The sequence below is a fragment of the Nocardia sp. NPDC004278 genome, assembly GCF_053602975.1.
On record NZ_JBSGEQ010000048.1, the window covers coordinates 1 to 16640 of the forward strand.

15 protein-coding genes are annotated in these 16640 nt (G+C 67.1%); 9 read left to right on the forward strand and 6 right to left on the reverse strand.

Annotation, left to right across the window (positions count from 1 at the left end):
* Together ACWEO2_RS39590 and ACWEO2_RS39595 are read left to right on the forward strand one after the other, a co-directional pair.
* Positions 1 to 830, forward strand: an 830-nt coding sequence (locus ACWEO2_RS39590; RefSeq protein WP_452410062.1) for an AMP-binding enzyme, incomplete at its 5' end; no start/stop codon positions are given.
* 117 nt (positions 831 to 947) lie between these two features.
* Positions 948 to 1892, forward strand: a complete 945-nt coding sequence (locus ACWEO2_RS39595; RefSeq protein WP_452410063.1) for an extracellular catalytic domain type 1 short-chain-length polyhydroxyalkanoate depolymerase — start codon at positions 948 to 950, stop codon at positions 1890 to 1892.
* On the opposite strand, the gene ACWEO2_RS39600 is transcribed toward ACWEO2_RS39595, so the two are convergent.
* Entirely contained in the window at positions 1889 to 2509 is a 621-nt protein-coding gene (locus tag ACWEO2_RS39600) for an NADPH-dependent FMN reductase (protein ID WP_452410064.1), read from the reverse strand. The genes ACWEO2_RS39595 and ACWEO2_RS39600 overlap by 4 nt on opposite strands.
* A complete protein-coding gene (locus ACWEO2_RS39605; RefSeq protein ID WP_452410065.1) occupies positions 2506 to 3405 on the reverse strand; it encodes an alpha/beta fold hydrolase in 900 nt (299 codons plus the stop codon). Before ACWEO2_RS39605 ends, ACWEO2_RS39600 begins: the two co-directional genes overlap by 4 nt.
* A 110-nt stretch (positions 3406 to 3515) precedes the next feature.
* On the opposite strand from ACWEO2_RS39605, the gene ACWEO2_RS39610 reads away from it, so the two are divergent.
* The 4 genes from ACWEO2_RS39610 (at position 3516) to ACWEO2_RS39625 (ending at position 9193) form a co-directional block, all read left to right on the forward strand.
* Positions 3516 to 7100: a BTAD domain-containing putative transcriptional regulator gene (locus tag ACWEO2_RS39610; protein ID WP_452410066.1), complete on the forward strand. Its 3585-nt coding sequence runs from the start codon at positions 3516 to 3518 to the stop codon at positions 7098 to 7100.
* A 385-nt stretch (positions 7101 to 7485) separates the two neighbouring features.
* Positions 7486 to 8142, forward strand: a complete 657-nt coding sequence (locus tag ACWEO2_RS39615) for a hypothetical protein (RefSeq protein WP_452410067.1) — start codon at positions 7486 to 7488, stop codon at positions 8140 to 8142.
* Complete coding sequence (locus ACWEO2_RS39620; RefSeq protein WP_452410068.1) at positions 8132 to 8716, forward strand: DUF6529 family protein; 585 nt, start codon at positions 8132 to 8134, stop codon at positions 8714 to 8716. Before ACWEO2_RS39615 ends, ACWEO2_RS39620 begins: the two co-directional genes overlap by 11 nt.
* Before the next feature lie 21 nt (positions 8717 to 8737).
* Positions 8738 to 9193: a Rieske (2Fe-2S) protein gene (locus ACWEO2_RS39625; protein WP_452410069.1), complete on the forward strand. Its 456-nt coding sequence runs from the start codon at positions 8738 to 8740 to the stop codon at positions 9191 to 9193.
* Positions 9194 to 9257: 64 nt separating this feature from the next.
* Here the strand turns inward: ACWEO2_RS39625 and ACWEO2_RS39630 are convergent, their stop codons facing one another.
* Both ACWEO2_RS39630 and ACWEO2_RS39635 read right to left on the reverse strand, forming a co-directional pair.
* Complete coding sequence (locus ACWEO2_RS39630) at positions 9258 to 9725, reverse strand: VOC family protein (protein WP_354960139.1); 468 nt, start codon at positions 9723 to 9725, stop codon at positions 9258 to 9260.
* Between the two features lie 124 nt (positions 9726 to 9849).
* Entirely contained in the window at positions 9850 to 10803 is a 954-nt protein-coding gene (locus tag ACWEO2_RS39635) for a hypothetical protein (RefSeq protein WP_452410070.1), read from the reverse strand.
* 89 nt (positions 10804 to 10892) lie between these two features.
* Between ACWEO2_RS39635 and lspA the strand changes: the two genes are divergently transcribed.
* The 3 genes from lspA to ACWEO2_RS39650 all read left to right on the forward strand — a co-directional run bounded on the left by lspA (position 10893) and on the right by ACWEO2_RS39650 (position 13234).
* Complete coding sequence (gene lspA, locus ACWEO2_RS39640; RefSeq protein ID WP_452410071.1) at positions 10893 to 11585, forward strand: signal peptidase II; 693 nt, start codon at positions 10893 to 10895, stop codon at positions 11583 to 11585.
* A gap of 64 nt (positions 11586 to 11649) precedes the next feature.
* A complete protein-coding gene (locus tag ACWEO2_RS39645; RefSeq protein ID WP_452410072.1) occupies positions 11650 to 12576 on the forward strand; it encodes an RluA family pseudouridine synthase in 927 nt (308 codons plus the stop codon).
* Positions 12569 to 13234 (forward strand): hypothetical protein, encoded by a 666-nt coding sequence (locus tag ACWEO2_RS39650; protein ID WP_452410073.1) that lies wholly within the window; start codon positions 12569 to 12571, stop codon positions 13232 to 13234. The genes ACWEO2_RS39645 and ACWEO2_RS39650 overlap by 8 nt, the downstream gene beginning before the upstream one ends.
* 51 nt (positions 13235 to 13285) lie before the next feature.
* Here the strand turns inward: ACWEO2_RS39650 and ACWEO2_RS39655 are convergent, their stop codons facing one another.
* On the reverse strand, positions 13286 to 14104 hold the full coding sequence (locus tag ACWEO2_RS39655; RefSeq protein ID WP_452410074.1) for a PhzF family phenazine biosynthesis protein: 819 nt from the start codon (positions 14102 to 14104) through the stop codon (positions 13286 to 13288).
* 79 nt (positions 14105 to 14183) lie between these two features.
* The gene (locus tag ACWEO2_RS39660) at positions 14184 to 16607 is read right to left on the reverse strand and encodes an HAD-IC family P-type ATPase (protein WP_452410075.1); all 2424 of its coding nucleotides are present in this window, start codon (positions 16605 to 16607) and stop codon (positions 14184 to 14186) included.
* Positions 16608 to 16640: the final 33 nt, after the last annotated feature.

Below are 16640 nucleotides of genomic sequence, written 5' to 3' on the forward strand. Positions count from 1 at the left end.
AGATTCCCGGCGCCCACGATCTGTCCAGCATCCGGCTGCTCGGCAGCGTCGGCGAGCCGATCAATCCGGAGGCCTGGCGCTGGTACCGAGAGGTGCTGGGCGGCAACCGGACTCCGATTGTGGATACCTGGTGGCAGACCGAGACCGGCGCCATCATGATCTCCCCGCTGCCCGGTGTCACCGCCGCCAAACCGGGTGCGGCCATGACACCGCTGCCCGGTATCTCCGCGAAGATCGTCGATGACGACGGCGTCGAACTCGAACACGGCCGTTCCGGACTGCTGGTACTGGATCAGCCGTGGCCCTCGATGCTGCGCGGTATCTGGGGCGATATGGATCGGTTCCGCGAGACCTACTGGGACCGATTCGCCGCGCGCGGTTGGTATTTCGCCGGTGACGGCGCCAAGCTCGACGACGACGGCGATCTCTGGGTACTGGGCCGCGTCGACGATGTCATGAATGTCTCCGGACACCGGATCTCCACCGCCGAGGTGGAATCCGCGCTCGTCGGACATGCGTCGGTCGCGGAGGCCGCGGTGGTCGGTGCGAACGACGCCACCACCGGCCAGGCCATCGTCGCCTTCGTCATCCTCACCGCGGGTGCGCACAATTCCGGCGATGTGCTGATCGGTGAGCTGAAAGCCGCTGTCTCCCAGGAGATCAGCCCCATTGCCCGCCCCAGGGAAATCCATATCGTCCCGGAACTCCCGAAAACCCGCAGCGGCAAGATCATGCGCCGCCTACTCCGCGATATCGCAGAGGGTCGCGAACTCGGCGATACGTCGACCCTGGTCGATCCGAAGGTCTTCGAGGCCATCGCGCGCAGTTAGGCGACGCTCCCGGGCGGACCCGGCCACCGCAATGATGAGGGGGACCGGGTCCGCCCCGCCGCGTCGGCGGACACACGATTTGCCGCAGAAGTTCAGCGCCCGGCTAGTATTCCCGACGTGCGAATTGCCGCGACCCGTCTCTGCGCTGTCGTCGGCGCCTTTCTGATCGCCACCACTTCGCTGCTGCTCGGTGCACCGCGCGCACAAGCCCAGATCGATAAACGCTGCTATACCAATGCCGCGGGCACCCGCTGCTACTACCTGCATGTGCCGCCGGGCAGCAGTGCGGGTAGGCCGCTGATGGTGTACCTGCACGGCTGCAGCGACCCGCTCACCGACGGCCAGCCGACCGGCCTCTCGCTCACCCGGGTCGCCGACGAAATGGGTTTCGTACTCGCCTATCCGATCCAGGACCGGGCGGCCAATAACGAATTCTGCTGGAACTGGGACAAAGCCGAGAACCGCGAACGCGGCCAGGGCGAGCCGTCCATCATCGCGGGCATCACCAGCACGCTCATCGATGAATTCCAACTCGATCGCTCGCGCGTCTATCTCGGCGGGTACTCCGCGGGTGGTGCGATGACCACCAATTTGGGCGCCACCTACCCGGACCTCTATGCGGCGATCGCGCCGATGGCCGGTGCGCCCTATCGATCCGAGCTCGGTGGCCAGCTGATCATCGACGCGATGGGTACTCGCGCCCGCACGATGCCGACGTATTTTCTACAGTCCCTCTTCGACGAGATCAGCAACTACGTGATCGGCCGCAGCAACCTCGCGCAGTGGCGCGAGGCCGATAACCTCGCGGATCCGGGTTCGGTGCCGACCATGCCGACGCGTCAGGAGGCTCTCGCCGCCGGACCGGGTCTCCCGATCCCACTCACCGCCGAGCACTACAACAGTCCGCGCGGATGTGAACTGGCACAATTCACCACACCGCTGCTCTCCGAGCACGTGATCGGGGCGCGCATCGTTCAGGACGACGGGGGCATCGAGGTCCAGCGCAACCTGATGCGTTTTCTGCTCGCCCACCGCATGCCCGCACCGCACCAGGCCTGCTAGACGACGAAGGCGTCCCGCCGGCGGGCTGCCCGCAAAGCCGTTGCCCACCAGGTGAGTTGGTCCAACGTGACACCCACCGCCGCATCGAGTTCGGGATCGCGGCGGGGCCAGCTGCCGTCGGCGGCGAAGCGCTGCCATGCCCGCGCGACCGGGACGGTGCGGCGGATCGGGACGGCATTGAGTTCTCCGAATATCTGCCGCAGGTGGGCGGTGGCGCGGCTGCCGTCGGAGTCGCGGCCGTAGCTGACGACGGTGACCGGTTTGGCCGCCCATTCCACATCGAACCAGTCGATCGCGTTCTTCAGCGCGGCCGGGAAGCTGCCGTTGTATTCAGGGGTGATGACGATAAAGGCGTCCGCAGCGGCCAGGCGCTGCCCGAGTTCGCGCACCGACGCGGGAGTCGGCTCGGTCAGCTGATCGGGCAGTCCGGCGGTGGCGAGGTCAATGGTGTCCAGTTCGAGGTCGCGGCGGTGGTGGATACGGCCCGCGACCCATTCGGCAACGGTCGGACCGAAGCGGCCGGTGCGGGTGGAGCCGATGATCATCGCGATGCGCAGGCGCTGATGCGCTACCCCGGACTGCGCACGAGGTAGCGCCTCGATCGCGCGCTCGGTCACGGTGCGGCCTTGATCGGCGCGGCGAGGAATGCCGGAATGATGGACAGCAGCAGGTCGGGCTGGTGTACCAGGGTGACGTGCGAGGTGCCGGGCAGGATCGCCAGCTGTGCGTTCGGCAGGCCCGCCGGAGTGTCGCCCATCGCGCCACCGCCGAAGACACGGAACATTTCGACGGCATGCTCGGGCCGGATGATGTCGGCGTCACCGACCATCGTCAATGTCGGCGATGTGATCCGGCGGACGGCCTCGACCGGGAAGGTCGGCGTCGCGTTCTTATCCTGTTCGCCGACCTTGGCGACCAAGCGCGGGAAGTCATCGGGGCGAGGCGCATTCGCGAGGTAGTCATTGTGGAACGGTGTGCCGTAAAGCATTTCGGGCTGAATGTCGGCAATGCCCTCCATCAGACCGGGTTTGATGCCGTTCACATCGAGGCTGGCTGCGGCGATGATCTGCTTGCGCACCAGGTCCGGATGGGTGAGCGCGATCTGCAGTGCGACGCCACCGCCCATGCTGTAGCCGAAGATATCGGCGCGCTGCACGCCGATGCTGTGCAGCAGGGCGACGGTATCCTCGGCCATCTGCTCATAGCGCAGCGGGCGGTCGATATCGGCGGTATGGCCGTGCGCCTGCTGTTCGATCGCGATGACGCGCCGGGTCCTGGACAGTTCCGGGATCAGCTGGCCGAAATCGGTGCCGATGCCCGAGAGCGCGCCGTGCAGCAGGACCAGCGGGGGCTGATCGGTGGCGGAGCCGTGCACCTCGTAGTACATGTGCAGGCCGTTGACGTCGACATAGGCGCCGGGAGCCGGAGCCTTCGCGCTCTCAGATCCGCAGCCGGTGAGCAGTGCGGTCACGGTGGCTGCGATGGTCGTGGCGATCGCGGTGGTGAGTTTCATATCGGGCTCCCTGGTCGGTGTTCCTGCGTTGTCACCGACTCTGGGCGCGTGGCCTTCCGGTTTGTTTACGGTCCGATTCCGGACGGCGGCGCCCCCGCTAAGCTGCGCACATGCGTTTCGGTGTGCTCGGTCCGTTGACGGTGTGGACCGATGCTGGCACCGTGGTGCCGATTCCGGGTGCGAAGGTGCGTGCACTGCTGGCGGATCTGCTGGTCGCGGGTGGTCAGCCGGTGTCGGCGGACCGGCTCGTCGATGACATCTGGGCCGCGGATCCGCCGGGCAATCCGGCGGGCACGCTGGCCGCGAAGGCGTCACAATTGCGCAGGGCGTTCGAGGATGCCGAACCCGGCGGACGCGATCTGGTGGTGTCACCGCCGCCCGGGTACCGGCTGGTCGGTGCCGAGGTGGACGCGCTGCGGTTCCGCTCGCTGATCGCCACGGCGCGTGCCGCCACCGATACGACCGCCCGCGTCGCGGCACTCACCGAGGCGCTGGGATTATGGCGTGGACCCGCATTCGCCGACTTCCGCGATGCCGAATTCGCCGGACCGGTCATCGCACAGCTCGAGGAGCAGCGCCTGGTCGCGGTCGAGGAGTTGGCCGAGGCACGGCTCTCGCTCGGTGAATATCGTGAGGTCGCTGGCGATCTCGCGGTATTCGTGCGCGAACATCCACTGCGCGAACGACTTCGGGCCGCACTACTGCGTGCGCTCTACGGTGCCGGACGCCAGGCCGAGGCTCTGGCGAGCTACGAGGATCTGCGCCGCCATCTCGATGATGAACTCGGTCTGGATCCGAGCCCGGAACTCGTTGCGCTGCAGCGCTCGATCCTCGGTCAGGAGCTGGAGGTCGCCGCGCCGCGACCGGAGCACGTGGTCCGGCGGCGCAGCTCCAATATCCCGGCCCAGCGCACCGCATTGATCGGGCGGGACGAGGAGGTGGCGCGGCTGCGCGAGGCGGTATCCGAGACCAGGCTGGTGACGCTGACCGGACCGGGCGGCGTCGGCAAGACCCGCTTGGCGCTGGCGACCGCCGCCGGGCTGAAAGAGCGCTTCCCACACGGCACTTGGCTGATCGAGCTCGCGCCATTGCAGCCGACCTCGACCGACGCCACCTCCTGGCTGGCCGAGGCGGTATCGCAGGTGCTCGGTATCCGCGCCACCGATGGCGCCGATCCGACGGACCTGCTGTGCGAGGTATTGGCCGATCAGGAATTGCTGCTGGTCCTGGACAATTGCGAACACGTCGTCGACCATGCGGCCGACCTCGCCGAACTGCTACTCGGCGCGGCACCGAAGCTGCACATCCTGGCGACCAGCCGCGAACAATTGCGGCTGCCCGGTGAGGATATCGTCGCGGTCGAACCATTGGCCGTACCCGCTGCCGACGTCGGTCTCGCCGAAGTCGAAAAGTCCAGTGCTGTAGAGCTTTTCGTCACACGTGCCCGAGCGAGCGACCGCGGTTTCACCCTCGACGCCGACACCGCCGAATCCGTTGCCATCCTGTGCCGTCGACTCGACGGCATTCCACTGGCCTTGGAACTGGCCGCAACCCGAGTCCGCGCCCTCGGCGTGCATGAAATGGTGGCCCGCCTCGACGACCGTTTCCGCCTGCTGGCCACCGGGCATCGCGGTGCCCCGCCGCGACAGCAGACACTCACCGCCATGATCGACTGGAGCTGGGGGCTGCTCGACGACACCGAACGCACGGTGCTGCGCCGCTTGGCGGTGCACACGGGCAGCTGCACCCTCGATGCCGCCGAAACCGTATGCGCCGCAAACCCAACGGCCACCGCGCACGGCCGCACCGCAGCATTCCCCGCTGGTGGCATCCGATCGCGCGCCGACGGGACCCTGGCAACCGGTCTCGGTTGGGCGAATGGCGGCGGTACCGACGCCGGTCTCGCCCCTCCTTCGCCGAACGACGATCGCGCGGCCAGCACCCGCCCCGCCGAACACGAGGCGACCGGGCCGGACTCGGCCATCCGCGACGCGGGCGCCATCGCCCTCGGCCGGATCGATGTCGACACTGCGGCGGATGGCGGTCACAGCGCGTTCCCACCGGTCCGGCTGGATCCGGCCACAATCGCCGATGTGGTTGCGCGCCTGGTGGATCGGTCGCTGGTACACACGTCCGGACGGCGGTACCGACTGCTCGAATCGGTGGCGGCGTTCAGTGTGGACCGGCTCGCGGAGGCGGGTGAACTCGAGGCGGTGTACCGCGCGCACCACCTGTACTACCTGCACCTCGCCGAGCAGGCCGAACCCGAACTCTACGGCGCGGACCAGCAACGCTGGCTACGCCGACTCGACAGCGAAAGCGCGAATCTGCGCACCGCACTGGATGGGTTCGTGCGCGTGGCGGACGCGGAACACGCCTTGCGCCTGGTCAATGCCCTCGCATGGTACTGGCTCCTGCGCGGCCGATTCGGGGAAGCGCGCCGCTGGTTGGCCGCTGCCCTGGCGTTGACCGACTCCGGCCAGAGGAATTCGGCGCCGAGCAGTTCAGTGCAGAGGAATCCGGTCAAGGGCGGTTCACCCCAGAGCAGTTCGGCCGAATTGCGGGCCCGCGCACTGGCGTGGGATCTCGGGTTCGCGTTCCAGCAGGGTGAATTCGCCGATGGGGCGGCTCGGCGGGCGGAGGTGTTCGCCGCCTTCGATAGCGTCGACAATCCGGTGGGGCGGGCGCGGGCGGCATTGTTCGTTGCCTTCTCCGCCTTGGAATCCGGTGATCTCCCCGAGCTGGAGGCGGTCATCGAACAGGCGCTCCCGGTCGGTGCACAGCTCGGTGACCGGTGGGCCGTCGCGACCGCGCATGTGGCGCTGGCCAAGGCGGCGCACAGCCGCGTCGACCTGCCCGCCTTGGCGCGGCACGCCGGCGCAGCCGCCCACATCTTCGCCGAAATCGATGACCGCTGGGGTCGCCTGCAGGCGGCCGAATGGCTCGGCGGGCTGGCCGAATTGACCGGTGATCTGCGCGGCGCGATGGAAATCCACACCGACGCACTGGGTTTGGCGCAGGAGCTGGAGCTGTGGGGGCAGGTCTGCACCCATCTGTGCTGGCTCGGCTGGATCTGCATGCAGCACACCGAATTCGACCGCGCCGCGGCCCTCGCCGACCAGGCGTTGCGCGTCGCCGCCGAACACGGTTACGCTCCCGGTCGCCTGTTCGCCTCCATCGTTGCGGCCTTCGCGGCCCGTCGCGACGGCAATCCGGACCTCGCCGAACGCATCCTGCGCGAACTGCTGGAGTCGACCCCCGCCGACGAGGCGGAAACACCCCTGTTCCTGCCCATGCTTCAGGTCGAACTCGGCTATGTCCTCGAACAACGCGACCCGAGCGCCGCCCTCGACCTGCACCTGTCCGCCCTCGACGGCGCCCAGCGCATCGCCGCTCCCCGCGACACCACCTTCGCTATCGCCGCCCTGGCCGCCGCGGCCGCCGAACTGGGCGAATACGAAACCGCCGCAACCCTCCTTGGCACCGCCGAGGCGATCCGCATCACCAACGGCATCCCTATCCTGCCCGCCGAACGCCACGACATCGACCGACCCACCGCCAAAATCATTGCTGCCCTGGGTGATTCAGCCTTTACCGCAGCCCACGCCGCCGGTGCCGACCTGACTCCAGCGCAAGCGAGAGACCTCGCCGCCGCGATCACCAGCATGACAGCGACACCTCAGCCCGGCCGGTGACATCCTCTGCTCACTGAACGCCGCCACCGATTCCAGCAGTCGGTACCGCCGTCCGGACGTGTGTACCAGCGACCGATCCACCAGGCGCGCAACCACATCGGCGATTGTGGCCGGATCCACCGGACCTCCGCACGCCGCGGTTTCCACGCTCCGACCGCCGATGCTGGTACCGCTCGGCAGTCGCGGTCGGCTGATTCCGACAGATCTGACCGCAACGGATTCGCCCTGGTAGCAGGCTCACCTCACTGACCGATCGGTAAGAACCGACACGCTCGGTGACACGCCGCTCAACGGTTGCCGCGAATGCCGGTTTGAACCGCTGGGTGGGTCTGCCACGTAGACAATTCGAACAGCGGCACCTGCGGCCGCTCATCGAGGAGACCCTATGAAACGACTGGGACCGTGGCTCACGCTGGCGGCAGTGGCCGTACTCGGCCTCACCCTCTTGGTCATCAATATGTCCAAGGACACCGAACCGTCAACGGCGAAGACGAACACGGTGGCAACCACCACCGCACCCACAACGCAGGCACCGCCTAGCACCACGCCCCCCGCGGCCACGCCCTTCCCGGCCAAGGCCGACTACGTGGGCAAGATCCCGCAAGCCTCCGGCGGCACCGTCACGCTCGAGATCACCGTCGCGGGCGATAAGGCCATCGCCTACGCCTGTGACGGCAAAGCGATCGAATCCTGGCTGCGTGGCAGCACGACGAACGGGTCATTGCAGCTCACCGGCAAGGACGACGCCAAATTGACCGGCGCCTTCGACGGCAAGTCGGTGCAGGGCACCCTCTGGATCGGCGGCAAGCAGTGGAACTACACCGCTACCCCGGTACAACCGCCCGCCGGGCTCTATATCTACAGCGAGGCCGGGACTCGCCAGAGCTGGATCGTCGACGCCAACGGCGGGGTCACCGGCGTGCAGCGCAATCCGGACGGCTCCACCGCACCGGCAGTCACCCTCGCGCCCGATGCGACGGCCGTCGTCAATGGCAAGAAGATCTCGCCGAACAAAATAAGTGGTGGTGACAGTGTCGGCTGATCGGGAAGCGCCAACGACCCGGGCGAATCCGAGCCGGGCATCGGTGGCGGCCATCGTCCTACCGCTGCTCGTCGGCGCGGCGGTATCGGTACTGCTCGGCGTATACGCGAAACAGCATGAGCCACGGTTCTTTTCGATCAATGTGGCCGGATTCTCCAGTCCGGTTGCGGTGAAGACCTGGCTGGCCACCCTCGCCACCGCGCTCGCGCTGTTCCAATTCCTTTCGGCGCTGGCCATGTACGGCAAACTCGACGCGCTCTTCGCCAAGACCCCGTCGTGGATCGGCGCCGCCCATGTGTGGTCCGGCCGCCTGGCCATACTCGTCACCGTTCCGGTCGCCGTGCACTGCCTGTACGCATTGGGTTTTCAAGACTACGAGAACCGCGTGCTCATCCATTCCCTGCTCGGCTGCTTCTGCTACGGCGCGTTCGTCGCGAAGATGCTGCTGCTGACCCGAAAGGGCCTGCCCGGCTGGGTGATTCCGGCCGCGGGCGGTCTGGTGCTGACCGGACTGACCGGGCTGTGGCTCACCTCGGCCCTGTGGTTCTTCCAGCACAACGGCATCAAGTTCTGAATCTTCTGATCGGAGTTCGCTATGACCAGCAATGATCCCAATCTCAACCGCCGCACCGTCGTGATCGCGGGTGCGAGCGCCGCGGCCGCCGCGGCCGCGCTCACCGCGTGCACCACCTACGGCAAGGAAAGCACCCCCCAGGCCCGAGCATCCGCACCCGCCGCGGGACCGCCCGGACAGAAAGCACCCGCCGGGCAACCGAATGCGATCGCGAGCACCTCCGAGGTGCCGGTCGGCGGTGGTGTGATCAAGGGCGATGTGGTGGTGACCCAACCCAGTGCCGGTTCATTCGTCGGCTTGGACTCGACCTGTACGCATGCGGGCTGCAAGGTCGCCAGTGTTTCCGGCGGCACCATCAACTGCGCCTGCCACGGCAGCAAATTCGGCCTCGACGGCTCGGTGGTCAACGGTCCGGCCACCCGGCCACTCGCCCCGAAATCGGTCCACGTCGAGGGCGACTCGATCGCGCTCGGGTAGGTCCCCCGCACATCGAATCCGGCCGCGCGGCATATGTCCGCGCGGCCTACCAGCCGGGCACAAGTCAGACGCCGCCGAACAGTTCGGCCATCCGCCGGTCCATCTCGTCCGGCGGAACATCTTCGACATGGGTGGCCACGGTCCACCGGTGACCCCACGGATCCTCGAACGCACCACTGCGATCACCGTAGAACTGGGTGGTCATGGGGGTGAGTTCCTTGGCGCCCGCGGCGAGGGCCGCGGCGAAGGCGGCATCGGCGTCCTGGACGTAGACGTACAGGTTGACCGGTGTGCCGCCGACCGTCTTCGGGTCGAGGAAGTCCATATCGGGAGCCGGATCGCCGACCATGACGAGCGAATTGCCGAACATGAGTTCGCAGTGCGCGACCTTGCCCTCCGGTCCCGGCATGCGCATCCGCTCCGATGCGCCGAAGATGCGCTTGTAGAAATCTATGGCGGCGGCCGCGCCATCAATCGCCAGCCCGGGCGAGACCACCGGATATCCGTCGGGGATCGGTTTGACATCGGACATCGAATACCTCCGATCGAGGCGTTTGTCGGACAGGTGCGAGCCTATTCCTCGAATCCGACAAAGAGGCCTGGATCGGCGCTTTGACCCCACGACCTGCGGCTGCTGCGCAAACCGGAGGCCGCGCTCATTCGTTCCAGGTGACCTGCGTATTGATCGTCTGCTGCAGCATGCTCGCGCTGCGCGGATCGCGGTAGGCCTGGTGCCCGCCGACGGTGATGGATCCGGCCACCGGCAGTGGCAAGCCGAGGTCGACGGTGATCGTGCCCGCGCCCTGCATGACGTAGTCCTTGATGTCGAGCGTGCCCGCGTTATTGGGCAGCGTCCATACCGGCGATTTCGGCTGCTGGGTCACCTCGAGTTCGATGGTCAGCCGGTCGCCGTCGCGCTTGGTCAGCGTCGCGGTGGTCACCTGGTCGAGCGCGACACCCCCGTCGACCTCTTGGCGCACCGTCCACACCGCGCCCTCGCCGACGGGCTGGTCGGGGAAGGTGATCGAACGGTAGACCGCCTGATAGAAGGCCTGTTCCAGGGCCGCGCGGGCGGCATTGGAGGTGTCCGGTGACGGGGCGAGCCGCAGTGCCGTGATCGCACCGAGGTCGCTCATATCGAATCCGGCGTGCGATCCACCGGCGGCCGTGAGCGCCTTGGCCAGCGACGGATCCGGGGTGGAGATGGTGCCGAGGGTCAGCTCGACACCATCGGCATCGGTCTGCGCCGTCATCGGAATCGTCAGCGCTGGCGAGGAGAAGTCGCTCGGCGGCTGATCATTGATCTGCTGCTCGATGTGATGATCGGTGCGCAGCGTCACCTGCTGCACCGTGCCCACCGGATAGCCGGGACGCAGCAGCGACCGCGGCTCCTCTCCCATCGAGACGACGGTGGCGACCGCGGCCGAGATCGGCACGGTCACTTCCTTTCCGATGCCGAGCGGCTCGGTGCTGTCGGTTTCCACGCGCGCATCGGAGCCGTCACTACAGCCGACGCCGAACGCGGACAGTCCGACCGCGAGCACCATCAACAACACACCCGAGCGCGCCATTCGGGGTATGTGGGGGGAAGACAATGCCGTCACGAGCATCAGAGTACGACCGCTTCCTGAGTGTCAGCTGGGACATGTAGGTGACCGCGTGCGCAGGGCAGGTCGTCGCTCGAGAGATGATGGTCCACGTGAGTGATGACCGGCCGTCCGAGGACAACACCGCCGATGGGGCGGTGCCGCCCAGCGACGAGACAGAAACACCGACGCCAACCGCCGATTCCGGGAAGGCCGTCGCACCGCTGCGGCTACCCACGCTACTGATCATCGCCGCGGTATTGCTCGGTCTGGACCTGCTCACCAAGACCATCGTGGTCGCGAAGCTCACCCCGGGCGATCCGGTGCCGATCATCGGCGATTTCGCGCGGCTGTCGCTGGTGCGCAACCCGGGCGCAGCGTTCTCCATGGCGACCGGCATGACCTGGCTGCTGACCCTGGTCGCCGCGGCCGTGGTGATCGGCGTGATCCGCATCGGCCGCACGCTGCGCTCGCTGTGGTGGGCGATCGGCCTCGGCATGGTGCTCGGCGGCGCGCTCGGCAATCTGGTCGACCGGTTGTTCCGTGCGCCGGGTCCGCTGCAGGGCCATGTGGTGGACTTCATCGCGGTCGGCTGGTGGCCGGTGTTCAACCTGGCCGACTCCTCGATCGTCTGCGGCGCGATCCTTTTGGTGGTGCTGACGGTCTTCGGTTTCGAGCCCGACGGCTCACGCACCGGACACGGCCGCACCGAGGAGGCCGCGACCGAGACCGCCACGACCTCCGAGGACGAACCGTCGGACAATGGCGCCAACGGCACGGCCAGCAGCAAGGGGACGGCGGCATGAGCGAGCGAATCATGTCACAGCGGGCATCGCTGATGCCGGAACCGAGCGCCAGCGAGGTGGAGGCATGAGGGAAACGCGGACCATGCCCGTACCCGACGGGCTCGACGGCATGCGCGTGGACGCCGGCCTGTCCCGACTGCTCGGCCTGTCCCGCACCGCCGTTGCCACCCTGGCCGAGGAGGGTTCCGTGCAGCTCGACGGCGTCGCCGCGGGCAAATCGGATCGACTGGTCGCGGGCGCCTGGCTCGAGGTCGAGTTTCCAGAACCCAAGCGCGAACTCACCATCGAGGCGGTCCCGGTGGCGGGGATGAAAATCCTCTACGCCGACGATGACATCGTCGCGGTGGACAAACCCGTCGGCGTCGCGGCGCATACCGGCGTCGGCTGGACCGGTCCGACGGTGGTCGGCGGACTGGCCGCGGCGGGCTACCGCATCTCGACCTCGGGTGCGCACGAACGGCAGGGCATCGTGCACCGGCTCGATGTCGGCACCTCCGGTGTGATGGTGGTCGCGCAGTCCGAGCACGCCTATACGGTGCTCAAGCGGGCATTCAAGCAGCGCACCGTCGATAAGCGGTATCACGCACTGGTGCAGGGACATCCGGATCCGAGCAGCGGCACCATCGACGCGCCGATCGGCCGGGCCCGCGGTGACGCCTGGAAGTTCGCGGTGACCGCGGACGGGCGACCGAGCATTACCCACTACGACACCGTCGAGGCCTTTCAGGCGGCGAGTCTGCTCGATATTCATCTGGAAACCGGTCGTACCCACCAGATCCGGGTGCACTTCTCCGCGATCCGGCATCCATGCTGTGGTGATCTCACCTATGGTGCGGATCCGCGGTTGGCGGAGCGGCTCGGCCTGGAACGGCAATGGCTGCACGCGCGTTCGCTCGGGTTCAACCATCCGGTCGACGGCCACTACCTCGAGATCACCAGCGAATATCCGGACGATCTGAAGCACGCGCTCGACGTGCTGCGCAATGCCTGACTCGATGCTCTTGCGCCGCATCGCGATCGCCATTGCGGCGGTCGGGTTCGCGGTGCTCATCGTGCTGCTCGGCGCGCTGAACCCGCCACGTCCATCGGGCATCTCCACCGACCGGCTCGGCCCCGAACGGGGCGAGCCGGTCGCGGATTATCTTGCGCGGGCCCGGGATTCGCTCTCCGGCCCGGACACCAGTGATCATTGGGCACTGGTCTCGTTCACCGACCCGCTCACCCCCAACCAGATTCCGGCACACAGTGGCGGCCTGCGCATCGCTGCGGCCAGCCACCATGTGTCGATCCCTCGCGTGCACACCCCGATCGTCACGGTCCAACTCCCCGCTGGCAATTCCGTCGCGGTCGCCTCCGCCGATAACGCCGCCTGGCAGTTGCTGGCCGAACACCCCGCCGACGAGCGCACCAGCCGCATCACCGCGGTATCGGTGGCCCGGCTGCGCGCCGGATGCGCATGCACCGTCGGTCTCGTGGTTCGCGGCCGACTCTCCGAACTCCGAAATCTGGCCGCCCAGAACGGGATCCGCGCCGTCCAGGCGCTACCCGCAGACGCGGTCGCCACCAGCTTCGCCATCGTCCCGCTACTGCCCGAGTACCAGGACCTCGCCCTGCCCGGTCCGGACGACGGCGCGGTACCGGATCAGTAGTCACGGTGTCACTTATCGGTGCGGTTGGCGATGCGATCGACTCCGCCGACTTCAATCCGGCAGTGTCACAACACCATCCAGGTACCGACGGCACCGTCCGATGAGCAGCACCCGGTCGCCGGCAAGTTCACAGCGCAGGCTGCCGCCGCGCCGGGACAGCTGACGCGCACTGAGTCGGGTGCGACCGAATTCGCGGCTCCACAGCGGAACCAGCTGGGCATGTGCGGATCCCGTGACCGGATCCTCGACCACACCGAGGTCCGGTCCGAAGACCCGGGAGACGAAGTCGACGGTGTCGCCGGGCGCGGTGATCACGGCGTCGAAGGCGAGCGGCGGGAAGGCCGCGAAATTCGGCCGCGCCGCGCGCACCTCACGTTCGGAGCCGAGCACGATCACCTCGTCGAATCCGGTGTATGCGCGCACCGGGCGCACACCGAGCGCGTCCACCAGTGCGGGATCGGGCGTGACCTCCTTGGATTCCAAGGCGGGCAGGTCGAGTACGTATTCGTCATCATCGGTGCGGTCGACATGCAGCCAGCCGCTGCGCGTGAAGAAGCTCACCCGATCCTCGCCCGGGTGAATGTCCTCGAGGATCTGCGCGGCCGTGGCCAAGGTGGCGTGGCCGCACATGTCCACCTCCATCGTCGGGGTGAACCAGCGCAGGTGGCAGGCGGGCCATTCCCCCGGTGGCCCGCCCGCCTCGACGGGTAATTGGAAGGTGTAGAAGGCGGTCTCGGCGAGGTTGTTCGCCTCGGCCAGCTGTTGCAGCAGCTCGTCCGGCAGCCAGGTGGGCAGCGGCATGACCGCGGCCGGGTTGCCGGAGAACGGTGCGTCGGCGAACGCGTCGATCTGGTGCAGCAATACCTCCATAGTCGAGAAGGTACTCCAACCCCGAATGATCGCTTCGCACAAGGTATCTCGCAGCGCGGCGCGTCACCCGTCCAGTTGTTCAGGCACCCCCGCCCGGTGAGCTCGGAAGTAGCGAGTGCTTCTCGCCGCGACCAGCGGCGGCGATCCACCACGCGGCCTCGACGAGCACGATGCCGACCGCCCCGCAGATGAACGCCGCGGTGGTGAGCCCGACATTCGACGGGTCGAGTTTGAAGAAATGCCTGGTGAACGGAATTGTGAACAACAGCACATAGGCGAGGATCGAGGCGCCGATCAGCACCACCTTCCACCACACATACGGCCGCGCGACGATGGCGAGCACCCACACCGCGATCATGATCAGTGTGATCAGCGCCGTGGTGCCGGCCTGCTCCTTCTGCTCCGGGGTGGCATGCGGCCCCGCGTAGGCGATCAGGTAGGCGACGAAGGTGGCGACGCCGATCACCACACCGGACGGAATCGCCAAACGCATAACGCGTGAGACGAATCCGGAGCGGGCGCGTTCATTGTTCGGAGCCAACGACAGGATGAAGGCCGGGATGCCGATGGTGAACCAGGCCGCGATCGTGACATGCCGCGGCAGGAACGGATATCCGATCGGATCGTAATCGAAGATCTGCGAGCCGATACCGGCGATACCGACCAGGAAGGCGAGCAGTACCGAGTACACGGTCTTGGTGAGGAACAGATTCGAGACCCGCTCGATATTGCCGATCACCCGACGGCCCTCACCGACGACATACGGCAGCGTGGCGAATTTGTTGTCCAGCAGGACGATCTGCGCGACCGCGCGGGTGGCCGGACTGCCCGAGCCCATCGCCACGCCGATATCGGAATCCTTCAGCGCCAGTACGTCGTTCACACCGTCACCGGTCATAGCGACGGTGTGATCGCGTGATTGCAAGGCGGCCACCATGGCCCGCTTCTGATCCGGACGCACCCGGCCGAAGGTGGTCTCGTGCTCCAGCACATCGGCGAGCGCGTCCCGGTCCTCGGGCAATTCGCGGGCGTCGACCGGATGATCGCCGCCGGGCAGATCCAGCGAGGACGCCACCGCGCCGACCGAGACGGCATTGTCTCCGGATATGACCTTGATCGAAACCTGTTGGCTGGCAAAGTAATCCAGGGTTTCTCGGGCATCGGGACGCACCTTCTGCTCGAGTACGACGAGCGCGGCGGGATCAACGGTGCCGGGAGCATCGGCGGCATCGACGGGACGGTCGCTGCGCGCCAGCAGCAGAATGCGCAGACCCGAGGAGCCGAGTTCCTCTGCGATGCGGGCATCTTCGGAGCTCGGATCGAGCAGCACATCGGGCGCACCGAGCAGCCAGTCGCCGTGCTCGCCATAGGAGAAACCGCTCCACTTCTTCGCCGAGGAGAACGGCGCGACCGCGGTATGCTGCCAATCCGGCTTATCGGTCAGCTCCTCGCCGATCGCCTGCACGCTCGCATTCGGGCGCGGATCGTCGGCCGCCATGGCCGCCAGGGCCCGGCGCACCTCGGCGTCGTCGAATGAGCCGAGCGTCTTGATATCCGACAGGCGCATCCCGTTCTCGGTGAGTGTGCCGGTCTTGTCCGCGCAGACCACGTCCACCCGGGCCAGCCCCTCGATGGCGGGCAATTCCTGGACCAGACATTGGCGCCGGCCGAGTCGCACGACACCGACCGCGAACGCGACCGAGGTCATCAACACCAGCCCCTCGGGCACCATCGGCACCAGTGCTGCGACCATGCCGGTCACCGCGGGCTGCCAGGACTCCTTACTGGAGAACAGCTGGTTGTAGATACTGAGCAGACCGGCCGGGATCAGCAGGTAGGTGATGACCTTGAGGATGGTGTCGATACCGCTGCGCAGCTCGGACTTCACCAGCGTGAACTTGCTGGCCTCCGCGGCCAGTTTGGCCGCGTAGGCGTCCTTGCCGACCTTGGTCGCGCGGTAGGCGCCGGAACCGGAGACGACGTAGCTGCCCGACATCACCGCCGCGCCGACCGGCTTGTCCACCGGATCGGCCTCACCGGTGAGCAGCGATTCGTCGACCTCGAGCAGTGCGGATTCCTCGACGGCGCCATCGACGACGATCTGGTCGCCGGGACCGAGCTCGATCAGATCGTCGAGTACGACCTCATTCGGCATGACCTCCTGCGCCTTGCCGTCGCGGCGCACGGTCGGCTTGGCCTGGCCGACAATGGCCAGCTGGTCCAGGGTGCGCTTGGCGCGGATCTCCTGGATGATGCCGACCGCGCTATTGGCGATGATCAGCAGACCGAACATGCCGTCGATGATCGAACCGGTCGCGAGCACCAGGATGAACAGCACGCCCAGGATGGCGTTGATCCTGGTGAAGACGTTGGCACGGACGATATCGCGCACGGATCGGCTCGCCCGATCCGGCACATCGTTGGTGCGCCCGTCGCGGCGACGCTGCTCGACCTCCGCCGCGGTCAGCCCGGTGACGGCCGTCTTTGACACGGTTATCGACATGACCGCAAGGCTACCGAGAACTACCGTCGGCAG